Here is a 15798-nt window from a genome sequence, read left to right as displayed (position 1 = left end):
CCGCTGCGAAAGGTGACATGCGCTTGACATGCACCTCATGCAACGTCCGGACCAGCCCGGTCAATACTGATCAGTAGAAGCAAAGAATCCGACGCGGACACCCGACGAAACCGTCTGACCGACCAAGGCTTCCCCGGCGCCGCCGGGTGCCGCTCTCGGACCCCACTTGCCGCTCTCAGCCCAGAGCGGCAGTTGTCCCGCGTGCCCATACGCGGGACGCCCCACGGTCAGGCGGCCTTCGCGGCTTCCGCCGGCTCTTCGGCCACCTTATGATTCGACATGATTTCGAGCGCACGGACCATGGCGGAGTGGTCCCACGCCTTGCCGCCATTCGATGCGCATACGCTGAACAATTGCTGCGCGCTCGCGGTGTGCGGCAGCGCGAGGCCCATCTTGCGCGCACCATCGAGGGCGAGATTCAGGTCCTTCTGGTGCAGTTCGATCCGGAAGCCCGGGTTGAACGTGCGCTTGGTCATGCGCTCGCCGTGCACTTCGAGAATGCGCGACGACGCGAACCCGCCCATGAGCGCACGGCGCACGCGCTCCGGATCGGCGCCCGAGCGCGACGCGAAGAGCAGCGCCTCGGCCACCGCCTCGATGTTCAGCGCCACGATGATCTGGTTCGCGACCTTGCAGGTCTGGCCCGCGCCGTTGTCGCCGATCAGCGAAACGTTCTTGCCCATCAGGTCGAAAAGCGGCTTGACGAGGTCGAACGAACGCTGCGGGCCGCCCACCATGATCGTGAGCGTGGCTTCGCGCGCGCCGAGTTCGCCGCCCGATACCGGCGCATCCAGGTAGTCGCAGCCGAGCGCATTGATCTTCTTCGCGAACTCCTGCGTGTCGAGCGGCGAGATCGAGCTCATGTCGATCACGAGCTTGCCCTTCGAGAGACCCTTCGCGACGCCGTCGTCGTTGAACAGGACCGCCGCGACGTCGGGCGTGTCCGGCACCATCGTGATGACGATGTCGCTCGTCAGCGCGACGGCGGTCGAATCGGGCACCACGCTCGTTTGCGCGCGGATGTCGTCCGGCACCGGGAACTTGCCGTTCACGACCAGCTTGTGCCCGCCCTTCAGAAGGTTGCGCGCCATGTGCGCGCCCATGATGCCGAGTCCGATGAATCCGATTGTTGCCATTCTTCAATATCTCCGTGATGTCTTAAGCAGCAGCGCGCGCGTCGCCTGATGCGGGCCAGCCCGCGAGGTCCTGAAGCCAGCCAAGGCCTTCGGTGGTGCTCGTTCGCGGCTTGTATTCGCAGCCGATCCAGCCGTCGTAGCCGATTTCGTCGAGCAGGGCGAAGAGGAACGCGTAGTTGATCTCGCCCGTGCCCGGCTCGTTGCGGCCGGGGTTGTCGGCGAGCTGGACATGCGCGATCGACGGCAGGTTCTTTCTGATCGTCGCGGCGAGTTCGCCTTCCATGCGCTGCATGTGATAGATGTCGTATTGCAGGAACAGATTGTCCGAACCGACCGCGCGGATCACGTCGAGTCCTTCGGCCGAGCGGTTCAGCGCGAAGCCGGGGATGTCGTAGGCATTGCACGGCTCGACGAGTAGGCGGATGCCTTCCTGCTTAAGCGCCGAGGCGGCGAACCCGAGGTTCTCGATGATCGTCGCGCGCGCCTGTTCGCGGCTCACACCTGCGCTCGGAATGCCGACCAGGCAGTTCAGTTGCGGCACCTTCAGCGCCTTCGCATACTCGATCGCGCGCCCGACACCCTCGCGGAACTCCGCCACGCGGTCCGGCAGGCACGCGATGCCGCGCTCGCCGGCTTCCCAGTTGCCCGCGGGCAGGTTGTGCAGCACGAGCTTCAGCCTGTTGTCGGCAAGACGGCTTTGCAGGTCGCCGATCGAATACGGATACGGGAACAGGAACTCGACCGCTTCGAAGCCCGCTCGCGCCGCCGCTGCGAAGCGGTCGAGGAACGGGACTTCGTTGAACAGCATGGTCAGGTTCGCAGCGAATTTCGGCATGTCTTGTCTTCCTGATGGTCGGTCAGTGGTCGATGCAGCCGGCGCGTGGAACGGCGCCGGCGCGTGCTTCGGTCTTCAGTCGAGCGGCGTGATCGCCGTCGGCGCGTCTTCCTTCTTCTCGGCGAGTTCCTCGAACTCGTTGATCGCGTCGATCTCGGTGCCCATCGAGATATTGGTCACGCGCTCGAGGATCATCTCGACCACGACCGGCACCTGATGTTCGTTCATCAGCGCCTGCGCCTGCTTGAGCGCCGGGGCGATGTCTTCCGGCTTGAACACGCGGATCGCCTTGCAGCCGAGACCTTCGGCCACCGCGACGTGATCGACCCCGTAGCCGTCGAGTTCAGGCGCGTTGATGTTGTCGAACGCGAGCTGCACGCAGTAGTCCATCTCGAAGCCGCGCTGCGCCTGACGGATCAGCCCGAGATACGAGTTGTTCACCACGACGTGGATGTACGGCAGCTTGAACTGCGCGCCCACGGCCAGTTCCTCGATCATGAACTGGAAGTCGTAATCGCCCGAGAGCGCGACGATCGGACGCTGCGGATCGGCGGCACGCACGCCGAGCGCCGCCGGAATCGTCCAGCCGAGCGGGCCGGCCTGGCCGCAGTTGATCCAGTTGCGCGCCTTGAACACGTGCAGGAACTGGGCGCCGGCGATCTGCGAAAGACCGATCGTCGTGACGAAGCACGTGTCGCGGCCGAACGCCTGGTTCATTTCTTCGTAGACGCGCTGCGGCTTCATCGGCACGTTTTCGAAGTGCGTCTTGCGCAGCATCGTGCTCTTGCGCTCCTGGCAATCGCGCACCCACTCGCCGCGATCTTTCAGCTTGCCCGCGGCCTTCCATTCCTTCGCCACTTCGACGAAGAGTTCGAGCGCGAATTTCGCATCCGACACGATGCCGAGGTCCGGGCCGAACACGCGGCCGATCTGCGTCGGTTCGATATCGACGTGCACGAACTTGCGGCCCTTCGTGTACACCTCGACGCTGCCCGTGTGACGGTTCGCCCAGCGGTTGCCGATGCCGAGCACGAAGTCGGAGGCGAGCATCGTCGCGTTGCCGTAGCGGTGCGACGTCTGCAGACCGCACATGCCGGCCATCAGCGGGTGATCGTCGGGGATCGCGCCCCACGACATCAGTGTCGGGATCACCGGCACGCCGAGCGTTTCCGCGAATTCCACGAGCAGGTCTTCGGCCGCCGCGTTGAGCACGCCGCCGCCCGAGACGATCAGCGGCTTGTCGGCGTCGTTGAGCATCGTCAGCGCTTTTTCGACCTGCGCGCGCGTCGCCTTCGGCTTGTAGACCGGCAGCGGCTCGTAGGTGTCGATGTCGAATTCGATCTCGCCCATCTGCACGTCGATCGGCAAGTCGACCAGCACCGGACCCGGACGGCCCGAGCGCATCAGGTGGAACGCCTGCTGGAACACGCGCGGCACGAGCGCCGGCTCGCGCACGGTGACGGCCCATTTCGTGACCGGCTTCGCGATCGATTCGATGTCGACGGCCTGGAAGTCTTCCTTATAGAGACGCGCGCGCGGCGCCTGGCCGGTGATCGCGAGGATCGGGATCGAGTCGGCTTGCGCGGAATAGAGGCCGGTGATCATGTCGGTGCCCGCCGGGCCCGACGTGCCGATACACACGCCGATGTTGCCCGGCGCGGCGCGCGTATAGCCTTCGGCCATGTGCGAGGCGCCTTCGACGTGACGAGCCAGCACATGGCTGATGCTGCCGGCTTTGCGCAGCGCCGAGTAGAACGGGTTGATCGCAGCGCCCGGCACCCCGAACGCGGTGTCGATGCCTTCTTTCTCCAGCACGAGGACGGCTGCGTCGACGGCTCTCATCTTGGCCATGGTTGTCTCCTTCCTTAATTTCTTCCGATTGTTTCTGACTGCGGTTGGGCAGGGTTGAGATGAACTGTAGGCCTGCACGAAAGGTTTGATAAGATCAGCTCAGGTCGCTTTCTTCGAAACAAAAAGTATGGAATCGCGCTGACCGGCGTTTCAGGAGACGAACGATGGACCGCTTCAAGCAGATAGAAACCTTTGTGCGCGTCGCGGAGGCGGGCAGCCTCGCGGCGGCGGCGCTGGAGGAGGGCGTGTCGCCGGTGATTCTCGGACGGCGCATCGACGCGCTTGAAAAGCGCCTCGGCGTCAAGCTGATGTACCGCTCGACGCGGCGGCTCGTCGTGAGCGAGGACGGCGCCGCGTTTCTCGACCGCTGCCGCCATCTGCTGACGGAATGGGATCAGGCGGAAAACGAACTCGCGGCGGGCCGGCGCGCAGTGAACGGGCATCTGATCGTGTCGGCGCCGGCTGCGTTCGGGCGGATGCACGTCGCGCCGCACGCGCCGGCGTTCATCGCCGACAAGCCCGAATTGCAGATGTCGTTCAATCTGACCGACCGCGTGGTCGACCTGGTGCGCGAGGGCTACGACCTGTCGATTCGCATCGGGGGAGCGGTCGATCCGAACTTCGTCGCGGTGAAGCTCGCGAACAACCGGCGCATGGTGTGCGGCACGCCGGCTTACTTCAAGAAGCACGGCAAGCCGAAATCGCTCGACGACCTGCCCGGGCATAACTGTCTCGCGTTCAACCTGCAGGGCGGACAGAACCGCGGCTGGTATTTCCGGCGCAACGGCAAGCTCGCGACCGTGCGGGTGTCGGGCAATCTCGACTGCAACGACGGCGAATTGTTGCACCGGTGGATGTCCGAGGGTCTCGGGCTCGGCTGGCGTTCGACGTGGGAAATCCAGCGTCAACTCGCGGCGGGCGAGCTGGAAACCGTCCTCGACGAATACGCGCTGCCCGATTACGACATCCTCGCGGTCTATCCGCAGCAGCGCTACGTGCCCGCGAAAGTGCGCTACTTCATTGATTATCTTAAGGAAATCTACTCGCAGGCGGATTACTGGAGCCGCGCACCGTGAATCTCGCTCGCGTCCTCGCTAAATGCTTGAAAAGAAAGCAGAAGTAAATCGCAAAATGGCGTTCGAGCTTGCACGCGAGGCCGCCGCCGGTTACACTCTTGGGCTTCTCACTTGCCGCACCGGTCCGACGCCCGGGTGGCTTTAATCCACAAGTCAGCACAAGGAGTGAATATGCGTCATTACGAAATCGTATTTATCGTGCACCCCGATCAGAGCGAGCAAGTGCCCGCCATGATCGAGCGCTACAAGGGCACGATCACCTCGCACGGTGGTCAGATCCACCGTATCGAAGACTGGGGCCGTCGCCAACTGGCCTACATGATCGAGAAACTCGCGAAGGCTCACTACGTCTGCATGAACATCGAGTGCGACCAGGCAACGCTCGAAGAACTCGAACACGCGTTCAAGTTCAACGACGCCGTCCTGCGCCACCTGATCGTCAAGATGAAGAAGGCCGAAACCGGCCCGTCGCCGATGATGAAGGAAGTGCAGCGCGAAGAAGCCAAGAAGGCGGCCTCGCAGCCGTCCGAAGCGCAGGCTTAAGACGAATTCAGATTCGTCAGCCACCAGGATTTAAGTGAACCAGTTGCAACTGACAGCGAGCGTCGTGGAACGCGAACCGGTGCGGTACACACCCGCCGGCGTACCGATAGCGAGCTGCACGTTGCATCACCAAACGGAAGTCGTCGAAGCGGGCATTGTCCGCCAGATCGAACTGACGATGCCGGCGGTAGCCGCCGGTGAGGTGAGCGGCAAGCTGGAAAGCTGTCAGATGGGCGTGCAAACGCGCTTCACCGGCTTTCTGGCAAAAAAGAGCCGCGACGCACGAACCCTGGTGTTTCACATCACAGAATTGCAGGACATTGGAAAGGACTGAACATGCCCCGCCCGACTGGTAAGAAATTCGACAAGCGTCGTCAGCAACAAAACCCGCTCTTCAAGCGCAAGAAGTTCTGCCGTTTCACGGCCGCCAACGTCGATCACATCGACTACAAGGACACGGAAACGCTGAAGGACTTCATCGGCGAAAACGGCAAGATCACGCCGGCACGCCTGACGGGTACGAAGGCTCACTATCAGCGTCAGCTCGACACGGCCATCAAGCGTGCGCGTTTCCTCGCGCTCCTGCCGTACACCGACCTGCACAAGGCCTAATCGGACGACGTAAAAAGGAACAAGCCAAATGCAAATCATTCTTTTGGAAAAAGTCGTCAACCTGGGCAACCTGGGCGACATCGTCAAGGTCAAGGACGGTTACGCACGTAACTTCCTGATCCCGGGCAAGAAGGCCCGCCGCGCAACGAAGGACGCTATCGCCGAATTCGAAGTCCGCCGCGCCGAGCTGGAAAAGGTCGCCGCTGAGAAGCTGGCCGCCGCGCAAACGCAAGGCGAAAAGCTGAACGGCTCGACCGTGCAGATCTCGCAAAAGGCGGGTGTCGACGGCCGTCTGTTCGGTTCGGTCACGAACGCGGACATCGCCGACGCGCTGAAGAAGCAAGGTTTCGCTGAAGTCGAAAAGGCGCAGGTTCGCATGCCGGAAGGCCCGCTGAAGCTGGTCGGCGACCACGCGGTGCAAGTCGCGCTGCACACGGACGTCGTCGTCGACGTCACGGTGTCGGTGCTGGGCGAGCACGCCTAAAAGCCGCGAGCGCCAGCACTGGCGCTCGTCGCGAATAGCAGGAAAAGAAGGGCAGGAACCGCGCGCGGTTCCTGCCTTTTTTGTTGGCCGCAGCCGGCCATTTCACCGATAATTCCACCCCATGAACGCTCCGTCGAAAGATCCGCAACTCGATGCGCTGAAGGTCCCGCCGCATTCGATCGAAGCCGAACAGTCCGTGATCGGTGGCCTCCTGCTGGACAACGCCGCCTGGGACCGCATCGCCGATGTCATGTCGCATAGCGATTTCTATCGCTACGACCATCGGATCATTTATGAGCACATCGGCCGGCTGATCGCCTCGACCCGTCCCGCCGACGTGATCACCGTGCACGAAGCGCTCGCGTCGTCCGGCAAGGCGGACGAAGTGGGCGGCCTCGCGTACCTGAACGCGCTCGCGCAGAACACGCCGAGCGCGGCGAACATCCGACGCTACGCCGAGATCGTGCGCGACCGTGCCGTGTTGCGGCGGCTCGTATCGGTGGCCGACGAAATCTCCGCCGACGCCTTCAATCCGCAAGGCAAGGAAGTGCGCCAGTTGCTCGACGAAGCCGAGGCGAAAGTGTTCTCGATCGCCGAGGACGGCGCGCGCGGCACGCAGGGCTTCCTCGAAATCGGGCCGCTCCTGACGCAGGTCGTCGAGCGCATCGACACGCTGTATCACACGGCCAATCCGAGCGACGTCACTGGCACGCCGACGGGCTTCGTCGACCTCGACCGGATGACCTCGGGCATGCACGGCGGCGAACTGATCATCGTGGCGGGCCGGCCTTCGATGGGCAAGACCGCGTTTTCGATGAACATCGGCGAATACGTGGCCGTCGAGTACGGGCTGCCGGTCGCGGTGTTCTCGATGGAAATGCCGGGCACGCAGTTGACGATGCGTATGCTCGGCTCGGTCGGGCGCCTGGACCAGCACCGCATGCGTACCGGGCGTCTCACCGACGAAGACTGGCCGAAGCTCACGCACGCGGTGCAGAAAATGAGCGAGGCGCAGCTTTTCATCGACGAAACCGGTGGCCTCAATCCGATGGAACTGCGTTCGCGCGCGCGGCGTCTCGCGCGACAGTGCGGCAAGCTCGGTCTCATCATCATCGACTATTTGCAGCTGATGAGCGGTTCGGGCCACGCTGGCGAGAATCGCGCGACGGAAATCTCGGAAATCTCGCGCTCGCTCAAAAGCCTCGCGAAGGAACTCGACGTGCCCGTCATCGCGCTCTCGCAGCTCAATCGCGGTCTCGAACAGCGGCCGAACAAGCGTCCGATCATGTCGGACCTGCGCGAATCGGGCGCCATCGAGCAGGACGCGGACGTCATCCTCTTCATCTATCGCGACGAAGTCTACAATCCGGACACTCCGGACAAGGGCACGGCGGAAATCATCATCGGCAAGCAGCGTAACGGTCCGATCGGGCCGGTGCGCCTGACGTTCCACGGCCAGTACACCAAGTTCGACAACTTCGCCGGCGCACAGAATTTCTACGGCAGCGAGTAAAACGGCCGCTCGTTGCGTCAATTGGCCGCCATCCTGCGGCCTTTACGCCATCACTGCGGCAGCCGGCGCGGATGCACCGGCTGTCTCGCAAAGGTACAATATGACGGTTTGACGTCAGCCATCGTATTGACCCATCTATCGGGATATTCATGTTCGGTCGCTTCATGCCCACCGAGGGCAAATTCTTCGAAATCTTCAACGCGCACGCGAAGTGCATCGTCGACGCGAGCCGCGAGCTCGAACTGCTGATCGACAACCTCGACGACGCGGAGATCCACAAGCAGAACGTTCAGACGAACGAAAAACGCGCGGACAAGCTCACGCACGAAACCATCGACTTGCTGCACAAGACGTTCATCACGCCGCTCGATCGCGACGAGATCCACAAGCTGATCACGACGATGGACGACATCCTCGATCTGATGGAAGACGTCGCCACCGCCATTTTCCTGTACGACGTGCGCCAGGTGACGTCGGAAGCGAGCCAGCTCGCGCACATCTGCACGGCAACGTCGATCCGCGTGCAGAAGGCGGTCGAACTGCTCGCCGACATGAAGCAGGCGAGCGAAATCCTGAAGATCACCGAGGAAATCGACCGCCTCGAATCCGATGCCGATCGCGTGCTGCGCTCGGCGATGTCGAAGCTCTTCCGCGAGGAAGACGACGTGAAGACGCTCATCAAGCTGAAGGCGATCTACGAGCTGCTCGAGACGATCACCGACAAGTGCGAAGACGTCGCGAACATCATCGAAGGCATCGTGCTGGAAAACGCCTGAAGCCGGAATCAGCGCCCCGGCCGCCATGAGCGGCACGGGCCGCAAACCGCCGCAAACAGCGTCAAAAAAACGGGTTAAACAACCACCACCGATGCATTCGATTCAACTCGCAATCTGGGCAGTCGCCACGCTCGTTCTCGTCGCACTCGTGTTCGACTTCATGAACGGCTTCCACGACGCCGCCAACTCCATCGCGACGGTCGTCTCGACCGGCGTGCTCAAGCCGCAACAGGCGGTCGCATTCGCCGCCGCATTCAATGTCATCGCTTATTTCATCTTCCACCTGAAGGTGGCGGCCACGGTCGGAAAGGGCACGATCGACCCCAATATCGTCGACCACTACGTGATCTTCGGCGCGCTCGTCGGCGCGATCGGCTGGAACATCGTCACCTGGCATTACGGCATTCCGTCCAGTTCGTCGCATGCGCTGATCGGCGGTCTTGTCGGCGCGGCGCTGGCGAAATCGGGCTGGAGTTCGCTCAACGTCGATGGCCTGTTGAAAACCGTCTCGTTCATCTTCATCTCGCCGCTGCTCGGCTTCGTGCTCGGCTCGTTCTTCATGCTGCTCGTGTCGTGGATGTATTTCCGCACGCCACCGTCGCGCGTCGACCGGCGATTCCGGCGCCTGCAACTCGTCTCGGCGGGTCTGTATTCGCTCGGCCACGGCGGCAACGACGCGCAGAAAACCATCGGCATCATCTGGATGCTGCTGATCGCAACCGGCTACGCGTCGGCGAGTTCGGAGGCGCCGCCCGTCTGGGTGATCGCCGGATGCTATCTGTCAATGGGACTCGGCACGCTCTTCGGCGGCTGGCGAATCGTGCGTACGATGGGCCAGAAGATCACGAAGCTCAAGCCCGTCGGCGGCTTCTGCGCGGAAACGGGCGGGGCGATCACGCTGTTCGTCGCCTCCGTTCTCGGCATTCCGGTATCGACGACACACACGATCACCGGCGCGATCGTCGGTGTCGGCGCGACGCAGAAGTTCAGCGCGGTGCGCTGGGGCGTCGCGGGCAACATCGTGTGGGCCTGGATTCTGACGATTCCGGCTTCGGCCGCGCTCGCGGCCGCCGGCTGGTGGTTCGGCCACCACTTCCTTTGACGGCTTCGTACCTTTGACGCAAGCGCCTGCGCCGCTCAGATGAGCGGCGCGGAAACGCCGTCCATCGGAATGATCGCGCCCGATACGTAACTCGCGCGGCGGCTCGCCAGAAACAGCGCGACGTCGGCGATTTCCTCCGGTTTCGCATAGCGCCCGAGCGGCACGTTCGCCTGGCTGCGCGCGAGCGCCTCGTCGCGCGTGATCCCCTGTTGCTGCGCCTCGAGCGCGAGCGCTTCCTCGACGCGTTCGGTCAGCGTCGCGCCCGGGTTGATCGCGTTGATGCGGATGCCGAGCTTTGCGTAATGGTGCGCGAGGCCGACCGTCGCGAGCATCAGCGCCGCGTTTGCCGCGCCGCCCGCGATATGGATGTCGCTTGCGATCTTGCCGCCCATCCCGATGATATTGACGATGACGCCCGGCTCCGCCTTCGGATTCGCGCGCGCGCGCTCGGCCATCTGCTTCAGCACGGCCTGCTGCGGATACACGTAGGAGAAATATTTGGCGTCCATGGCCGCCTTGAACGCGGCGGCATCGAGCGTGTCGGGGTCGTAGCGTTTCGCGGCGCCCGCGCTGTTGATGAGGATGTCGATGGGACCGAGCGCGCCGGTTGCTTCCTCGACGATATCCTGCGCGCTGTGCGCCTCGCGGAGGTCGGCGCGGGCGAGATGCACGTGATGGCCCGCGTTGGCGAGTTGCTCGCGGGCGCGGGCGAGGTTGGCCGCATCGCGCGATACGATCGCGACTTTGGCGCCTTCGTTCGCGAATGCGCGTGCGCAAGCAAAACCGATTCCCTTGCTGCCGCCCGTAATCAGGACGACCTTGCCGGCGAGTCCCAGGTCCATGACGTTGCGCTCCTATCTAGCCGAGATAATCGAACACGATAGCAGAGACGCGCGGACAAGGGTTACTCGCTGCCCGTGGCGAAGCGGGCGATGGGATCGTCGACGGGAGGCGTGCTCGGACGCGGCGCGGCGAGCGTGCCGGTCGATGCGCGCATCACGCGAGCGGGCGGTTCGGCGGCGGGCAGTTGCTGGACCGCGCGCGCTTGCTGGGCGGCCAGGCGCGCGTTGGGCGGCGGGGGTTCGAACGCGTCGGCGGCTGCCGCGATCGGGTCGGGCGCGCTCGATGCCGCCACGGCCGCGGGCGATACCGCGCCGGCGGCCCGCGCCTGTCGCTGCGCTGCCGCGAGTGCCGATGGCGGCGGCTCGAACTGATCGGCGGCGCTCGCACTTTGCGACTGCGCGCGCGGGGCGACGGCGGCGCTTGCCGTGAGGGCTTGCGTCTCTACCGCGGGCGGTTCGAATCGATCCGCGGGCGCGGTTGCAGCGCTATTCGCCACGCGCGCCTGCGTCGGCGCCTCCGTCCGATTGACTACCGTCGACGAAGGCCCGGCATTGCCCGGCGACGCGAGATAAGTCGGCCCGTCGAACGGTGTCGGTGCGGACTTCGGCGGCGCGACGCGCCGGATTCCGTCGAAACGCTTCGCCCAGTACGGATTGGTCAGGTAGTCGAGCCGCACGGTGCCGCCCGTCGACGGCGCGTTCACGAATCGCAGCTTGCCGACATAGATGCCTACATGCGAATGCGGCCGTCCGGTCGTGTTGAAGAAGATCAGGTCGCCGGGCGCGACTTCGTCCGGCTCGATCGATTCGCCGCGGCCGCTCATGTCGGCGGTCGTGCGGGGCAGGTTCACCGACGCCGCCCGGTCCACGACATAGCGCACGAGTCCGCTGCAATCGAAGCCGGCTTCCGGCGTGTTGCCGCCCCAGCGGTACGGCACGCCGACGAGCGACATCGCCTGGATCGAAATCTCCTCGCGCCCGACGCTGTGATCGACGAAATTCGGGAAACCGGAGGGCGTGGGGAAAGTGCGGGCGGCGGTCGAACTGGCGGGGGGTTTGCGCGAGACGTTCTGCGGCGCGCTGCCACAGGCGGCGAGCAGCAACGTGATAAGCAACGGGAACCAGATTCGACGCATTTTGGAGGGACGAGCGCAAAGCAGTCTGCCGATACTAGCCCGCCGCGCGGGGCGCCAGCAAGTTTTCCTGATGTTTTACATGAAGAATGCGCGCTAAGTGTTGCGCGTCCCGGACGAACGCAAAGAAAAACGGCCCGGCGGAAATCCGCCGGGCCGTTCGGAATAGGCGAATGGGCGTCGCGACGCTTACAGAATGTCGGAAGCGTAGTCCGCGAGCCGCGAGCGCTCGCCGCGCGCGAGTGTCACGTGACCGCTGTGCGTCCAGCCCTTGAAGCGGTCGACGACGTAAGTGAGCCCCGAACTGCCCTCGGTGAGATAAGGCGTGTCGATCTGCGCGATATTGCCGAGACAGATGATCTTCGTACCCGGACCCGCGCGCGTGACGAGCGTTTTCATCTGCTTGGGTGTCAGATTCTGCGCTTCGTCGATGATCACGTATTTATCGACAAAAGTCCGGCCGCGCATGAAGTTCATGCTCTTCACCTTCAGGCGCGAGCGGATCAGTTCCTGCGTGGCGGCGCGGCCCCATTCGCCGGCGGCGTCGTCGGTCTTTTGCAGCACTTCGAGGTTGTCGTCGAATGCGCCCATCCACGGCTGCATTTTCTCTTCCTCGGTGCCCGGTAGAAAACCGATGTCCTCGCCGACCGGAACCGTCGCGCGCGTCACGATGATCTCGTTGTAGCGCTTGTCGTCGAGCACTTGAGCCAAGCCCGCGGCGAGCGCCATCAGCGTCTTGCCGGTGCCCGCCTGCCCGAGCAGCGTGACGAAATCGACTTCCGGGTTCATCAACAGGTTCAGCGCGAAGTTCTGCTCGCGATTGCGCGCCGTGATGCCCCACACATTGTTCTTGTGATGGCCGTAGTCGCGCAGCGTCTGCAGGAGCGCCGTCTTGCCGTTGAGTTCGCGCACGACCGCATGGAACGACGGCTCGCCGTTCTGCGGCTCCAGATAAACAAACTCGTTGACGAGCATCGACGCGCAAAGCGGCCCCGTCACGCGGTAATACGTCGTGCCGGTCTTGGTGTCCTGCCAGCTTTCCATGCCTTTCGCGTGCTTGGTCCAGAAATCCTGGGGCAGCGCCCGCACCCCGGAGTAGAGCAGGTCCTTGTCTTCGAGAACCTGGTCGTTGAAATAATCCTCGGCGGGCAAGCCGAGCGCATGCGCCTTGATGCGCATGTTGATGTCCTTCGACACCAGCACGACCTGACGGTCCTCGCGCTCCTTCTGCAACGCGCGCACGACGCCGAGGATCTGGTTGTCCGCCTTGCCGACGGGCAGCCCTTCGACCGGCTCGATATGCGTGAGCGTCGTCTGGAAGTAGAGGCGGCCGAGCGCATCGCGATTGCCTTGCGAGGAGAGCGGCAGTCCCGCCGACATCTCGCCGACATGCGCGACGAGCGCGTCCAGCGTGCGGCTCACCTGACGCGCATTGCGCGCGACTTCGGACATGCCCTTCTTGTGATTGTCGAGTTCCTCGAGCGTCATCATCGGCAGATAGACGTCGTGTTCCTCGAAGCGGAAGAGCGAACTCGGATCGTGCATCAGCACGTTGGTGTCGAGCACGAAGAGCTTGCGCATCTCCACGTCCGCCTGGCCGCGCTGACGGCGCTTGTTCTGCGCGCGCGGCTCTGCTGCCGCTGCGGGCGCGGCCGGCGCGGAGGTCTCGCCGCGAGCTTCGCGCGCGACGGGCTTGACGACTTCGTCTTCATCGACGCTCGGTGCCGGCACCGGCTGCAAGAGCGCAGCGGTCTGTTTCGAGCGGCGGCTGCGCGCGGCGGGCGCAGGTGTTTCTGCTTTGTCCGCGGCGGGCGCGCCCTTGGCGCGCGCGATCGTGTCGCTCGCGACGGCGTGCAGCGCGCTTGCTGCGTTCGCGGCGGGCCGGGTGCTGCCGACGGCGGCCGAGCCGTACTCGGCGGCCTCGGGTTCATCGCCTTCCTGCTTCTTCGACTGTTTCGCAGGCCGGGCTTTGGCTTTGTATTCTTCAGACGGCAGGAGGTTGCCGAGCTTGGCGGGGGCGGTAGGCAAAGGCATGGTTTCCCTCGAAAGGAATCGGGTCGTGTATCGTGCGCCGCCTGTCGCATCCTGCTGGTAAGCCGTAGTACGGATCGTGCAGTTTGCGCCCGGAGACGCGCTTCGTTGTCGAAAACGCCGGTTCGCCTAGGTTTCGATCGGCTCCTTGGAGGTTGCTTGAGAAACTGACGTCGCAAGCCGGGCGCCCAAGGCGTGGCGTATTCGCGACGCAAACAAAAAAGCCGCCGTCCCGTTGATGGGAAACAGCGGCTCGACATCGGTCAAGAGGCGCCTCACGCTGTCCTTCGCCACGTAGCCCGGGTCCATGCCGACCGCGCTGAAAGGCGCGTGGTGGCGGGCGCTACGGCAGGAGGAATGGGGTGGACAGGCGCTCATTGAGAACCAATATAACCGGCCTCAAAGCGCTTGTACAGCGTCCACAATGGCTTCGACATGCCCGGGCACTTTCACCCCGCGAAACTCGTGGCGCAAGACGCCGTCGGCGTCGATCAGGAAGGTCGAGCGTTCGATACCGCGCACTTCCTTGCCATACATTTTCTTCATTTTGATGACGCCGAAAAGCGCGCAAATTGCTTCGTCGGTGTCGGAGACGAGCGCATAGGGCAGTTCGAGCTTCGCCTTGAAGTTCTCGTGCGACTTCAGGCTGTCGCGCGAAATGCCGACGACTTCGGCGCCTGCCGCCTGGAATTGCGGATACAGGTCGCGAAACTGCAGGCTTTCCGTCGTGCAGCCGGGCGTGTTGTCCTTCGGATAGAAAAAGAGGACCACTTTTTTGCCGCGCAGGCTGGAAAGCGTAAAGTCGCCTGCCGTCGAAGGCGCGGTGAAATCGGGGGCGGGCTGGTCGACTGCAATCGGCACGAACGTTTCTCCTGTTGTTGTGGGTGCCTGAATCCGAATGGATGAGCGGATTCGAGGTCAAGCGGGGGCGAGCGGCGCCGGAAAGCGCCACCGCAAAGGCCGACCTTCAGCCCGGCTGGACGATTAGTTCGCCCGCGCGGCCCGGAATCTCGCCCCACGTCACAGGGTACGTGGGCAGTGTCGAGCGGTCCAGCGTCGCGTGATAGTCGCCCATCGTCGCGAAGCCGTGTCCCTGCGCGCGCCAGCCGGCGAGCAGTTGCTCGAAGACGGGCGCGAGCTTCTGTCCTTCGAGTTCCGCATGGAGCGTGAAAACCTGATCGTGCGGATTGTTCGCCGTATGACGCAGCAGATGGGCCGCGACATTGCCGACGTCGATGCCGTCGACGCCCAGCACTTCGTCGAGCGTCGGCAGCGTGGTCGGCATCTGGATGTGACGGAGCGTGCGGCCGTCGAGGACGGGGATGTACGGCGTGTGACCGCGGCCGTCGGAAGCATACTGCATGCCCCACGCGTCGATCTGCTCGAACGCGTGGCCGTTCATCTGCCAGCCGGCCGCGCCGTGCGTGACGGGCGGCGCGCCGAAGATCTCGACGAAGCGCGCATGGCTCTGCTGCATCTGCGCGACGGTCCACGCGCGGTCGCGCTCGCGCACGTTGTCCTGCCAGTAGACGTGGTCCCACGTATGGATGCCGCATTCGAAGCCGGCTTCGTGGATCGCGCGCATCTCGGCGACGGCATGGCGCCCGATGTCGGGTCCGGGCAGCAGCACGCCGTACATCAGCGTCTTGAGCCCGTAATGCTCGACCACCGACGTGCGCGACACCTTCTTGAGAAAGCCCGGCCGAAACACGCGCCGCAGCGCCCAGCCGGTGTGATCCGGCCCGAGGCTGAAGAGAAACGTGGCGCGCGCGCCGTACTTGTCGAGCAGGCGCGCGAGATTGGGCACGCCTTCACGCGTGCCGCGCAGCGTGTCGACGTCGATCTTCAGGACGATCCGGGCCAC

16 protein-coding genes are annotated in these 15798 nt (G+C 63.9%); 8 read left to right on the top strand and 8 right to left on the bottom strand.

What is annotated here, in order from left to right; translation table 11 throughout:
* Positions 1-227: 227 nt before the first annotated feature.
* From AWB66_RS11115 to gcl, 3 genes are all read right to left on the bottom strand, one after another.
* Positions 228-1136 (bottom strand): 2-hydroxy-3-oxopropionate reductase, encoded by a 909-nt coding sequence (locus AWB66_RS11115; protein ID WP_087630354.1) that lies wholly within the window; start codon positions 1134-1136, stop codon positions 228-230.
* Between the two features lie 22 nt (positions 1137-1158).
* A complete protein-coding gene (gene hyi, locus AWB66_RS11110) occupies positions 1159-1971 on the bottom strand; it encodes a hydroxypyruvate isomerase (RefSeq protein WP_087630353.1) in 813 nt (270 codons plus the stop codon).
* Between the two features lie 75 nt (positions 1972-2046).
* Positions 2047-3822: a glyoxylate carboligase gene (gene gcl / locus AWB66_RS11105; protein WP_087630352.1), complete on the bottom strand. Its 1776-nt coding sequence runs from the start codon at positions 3820-3822 to the stop codon at positions 2047-2049.
* A gap of 164 nt (positions 3823-3986) precedes the next feature.
* Between gcl and AWB66_RS11100 the strand changes: the two genes are divergently transcribed.
* From AWB66_RS11100 to AWB66_RS11065, 8 genes are all read left to right on the top strand, one after another.
* The gene (locus AWB66_RS11100) at positions 3987-4898 is read left to right on the top strand and encodes a LysR family transcriptional regulator (protein WP_087630351.1); all 912 of its coding nucleotides are present in this window, start codon (positions 3987-3989) and stop codon (positions 4896-4898) included.
* Between the two features lie 171 nt (positions 4899-5069).
* Positions 5070-5441 (top strand): 30S ribosomal protein S6, encoded by a 372-nt coding sequence (rpsF, locus tag AWB66_RS11095; protein WP_014191231.1) that lies wholly within the window; start codon positions 5070-5072, stop codon positions 5439-5441.
* Positions 5442-5475: 34 nt separating this feature from the next.
* Positions 5476-5775 carry a primosomal replication protein N gene (gene priB / locus AWB66_RS11090; protein WP_087630350.1) on the top strand — a complete coding sequence of 100 codons (300 nt, stop codon included), beginning with the start codon at positions 5476-5478 and terminating at the stop codon, positions 5773-5775.
* A 2-nt stretch (positions 5776-5777) separates the two neighbouring features.
* Positions 5778-6053, top strand: a complete 276-nt coding sequence (gene rpsR, locus AWB66_RS11085; protein ID WP_087630349.1) for a 30S ribosomal protein S18 — start codon at positions 5778-5780, stop codon at positions 6051-6053.
* A 28-nt stretch (positions 6054-6081) separates the two neighbouring features.
* Positions 6082-6537: a 50S ribosomal protein L9 gene (rplI, locus tag AWB66_RS11080; RefSeq protein WP_087630348.1), complete on the top strand. Its 456-nt coding sequence runs from the start codon at positions 6082-6084 to the stop codon at positions 6535-6537.
* 121 nt (positions 6538-6658) lie between these two features.
* Positions 6659-8050: a replicative DNA helicase gene (locus AWB66_RS11075; protein ID WP_087630347.1), complete on the top strand. Its 1392-nt coding sequence runs from the start codon at positions 6659-6661 to the stop codon at positions 8048-8050.
* 149 nt (positions 8051-8199) lie between these two features.
* A complete protein-coding gene (locus AWB66_RS11070; protein WP_087630346.1) occupies positions 8200-8826 on the top strand; it encodes a DUF47 domain-containing protein in 627 nt (208 codons plus the stop codon).
* Between the two features lie 91 nt (positions 8827-8917).
* Positions 8918-9928: an inorganic phosphate transporter gene (locus tag AWB66_RS11065; RefSeq protein ID WP_087630345.1), complete on the top strand. Its 1011-nt coding sequence runs from the start codon at positions 8918-8920 to the stop codon at positions 9926-9928.
* Positions 9929-9963: 35 nt separating this feature from the next.
* On the opposite strand, the gene AWB66_RS11060 is transcribed toward AWB66_RS11065, so the two are convergent.
* The 5 genes from AWB66_RS11060 to AWB66_RS11030 form a co-directional block, all read right to left on the bottom strand.
* The gene (locus tag AWB66_RS11060; protein ID WP_087630344.1) at positions 9964-10770 is read right to left on the bottom strand and encodes an SDR family oxidoreductase; all 807 of its coding nucleotides are present in this window, start codon (positions 10768-10770) and stop codon (positions 9964-9966) included.
* A gap of 62 nt (positions 10771-10832) precedes the next feature.
* Positions 10833-11906, bottom strand: coding sequence for an NlpC/P60 family protein (locus AWB66_RS11055; RefSeq protein WP_087630343.1), 1074 nt, complete (start codon positions 11904-11906; stop codon positions 10833-10835).
* A gap of 186 nt (positions 11907-12092) precedes the next feature.
* Positions 12093-13937 (bottom strand): PhoH family protein, encoded by a 1845-nt coding sequence (locus AWB66_RS11050; protein ID WP_087630342.1) that lies wholly within the window; start codon positions 13935-13937, stop codon positions 12093-12095.
* 396 nt (positions 13938-14333) lie between these two features.
* On the bottom strand, positions 14334-14795 hold the full coding sequence (locus AWB66_RS11035) for a peroxiredoxin (protein ID WP_087630340.1): 462 nt from the start codon (positions 14793-14795) through the stop codon (positions 14334-14336).
* A gap of 106 nt (positions 14796-14901) precedes the next feature.
* Entirely contained in the window at positions 14902-15798 is an 897-nt protein-coding gene (locus AWB66_RS11030) for a polysaccharide deacetylase family protein (RefSeq protein WP_087630339.1), read from the bottom strand.

It is taken from the genome of Caballeronia telluris (assembly GCF_001544495.1).
In the GTDB taxonomy this organism is placed as follows: Bacteria; Pseudomonadota; Gammaproteobacteria; order Burkholderiales; family Burkholderiaceae; genus Caballeronia; species Caballeronia telluris.
The sequence above is the reverse complement of the archived record's forward strand: the minus strand, read 5'-3'. Positions and strand labels throughout refer to the sequence as shown.

Coding starts and splice junctions, on each gene's coding strand:
- AWB66_RS11115 (WP_087630354.1), bottom strand. CDS start 1,136: ATGGCAACAATCGGATTCATCGGACTCGGCATCATGGGCGCGCACATG.
- hyi (WP_087630353.1), bottom strand. CDS start 1,971: ATGCCGAAATTCGCTGCGAACCTGACCATGCTGTTCAACGAAGTCCCG.
- gcl (WP_087630352.1), bottom strand. CDS start 3,822: ATGGCCAAGATGAGAGCCGTCGACGCAGCCGTCCTCGTGCTGGAGAAA.
- AWB66_RS11100 (WP_087630351.1), top strand. CDS start 3,987: ATGGACCGCTTCAAGCAGATAGAAACCTTTGTGCGCGTCGCGGAGGCG.
- rpsF (WP_014191231.1), top strand. CDS start 5,070: ATGCGTCATTACGAAATCGTATTTATCGTGCACCCCGATCAGAGCGAG.
- rpsR (WP_087630349.1), top strand. CDS start 5,778: ATGCCCCGCCCGACTGGTAAGAAATTCGACAAGCGTCGTCAGCAACAA.
- rplI (WP_087630348.1), top strand. CDS start 6,082: ATGCAAATCATTCTTTTGGAAAAAGTCGTCAACCTGGGCAACCTGGGC.
- AWB66_RS11075 (WP_087630347.1), top strand. CDS start 6,659: ATGAACGCTCCGTCGAAAGATCCGCAACTCGATGCGCTGAAGGTCCCG.
- AWB66_RS11070 (WP_087630346.1), top strand. CDS start 8,200: ATGTTCGGTCGCTTCATGCCCACCGAGGGCAAATTCTTCGAAATCTTC.
- AWB66_RS11065 (WP_087630345.1), top strand. CDS start 8,918: ATGCATTCGATTCAACTCGCAATCTGGGCAGTCGCCACGCTCGTTCTC.
- AWB66_RS11060 (WP_087630344.1), bottom strand. CDS start 10,770: ATGGACCTGGGACTCGCCGGCAAGGTCGTCCTGATTACGGGCGGCAGC.
- AWB66_RS11055 (WP_087630343.1), bottom strand. CDS start 11,906: ATGCGTCGAATCTGGTTCCCGTTGCTTATCACGTTGCTGCTCGCCGCC.
- AWB66_RS11050 (WP_087630342.1), bottom strand. CDS start 13,937: ATGCCTTTGCCTACCGCCCCCGCCAAGCTCGGCAACCTCCTGCCGTCT.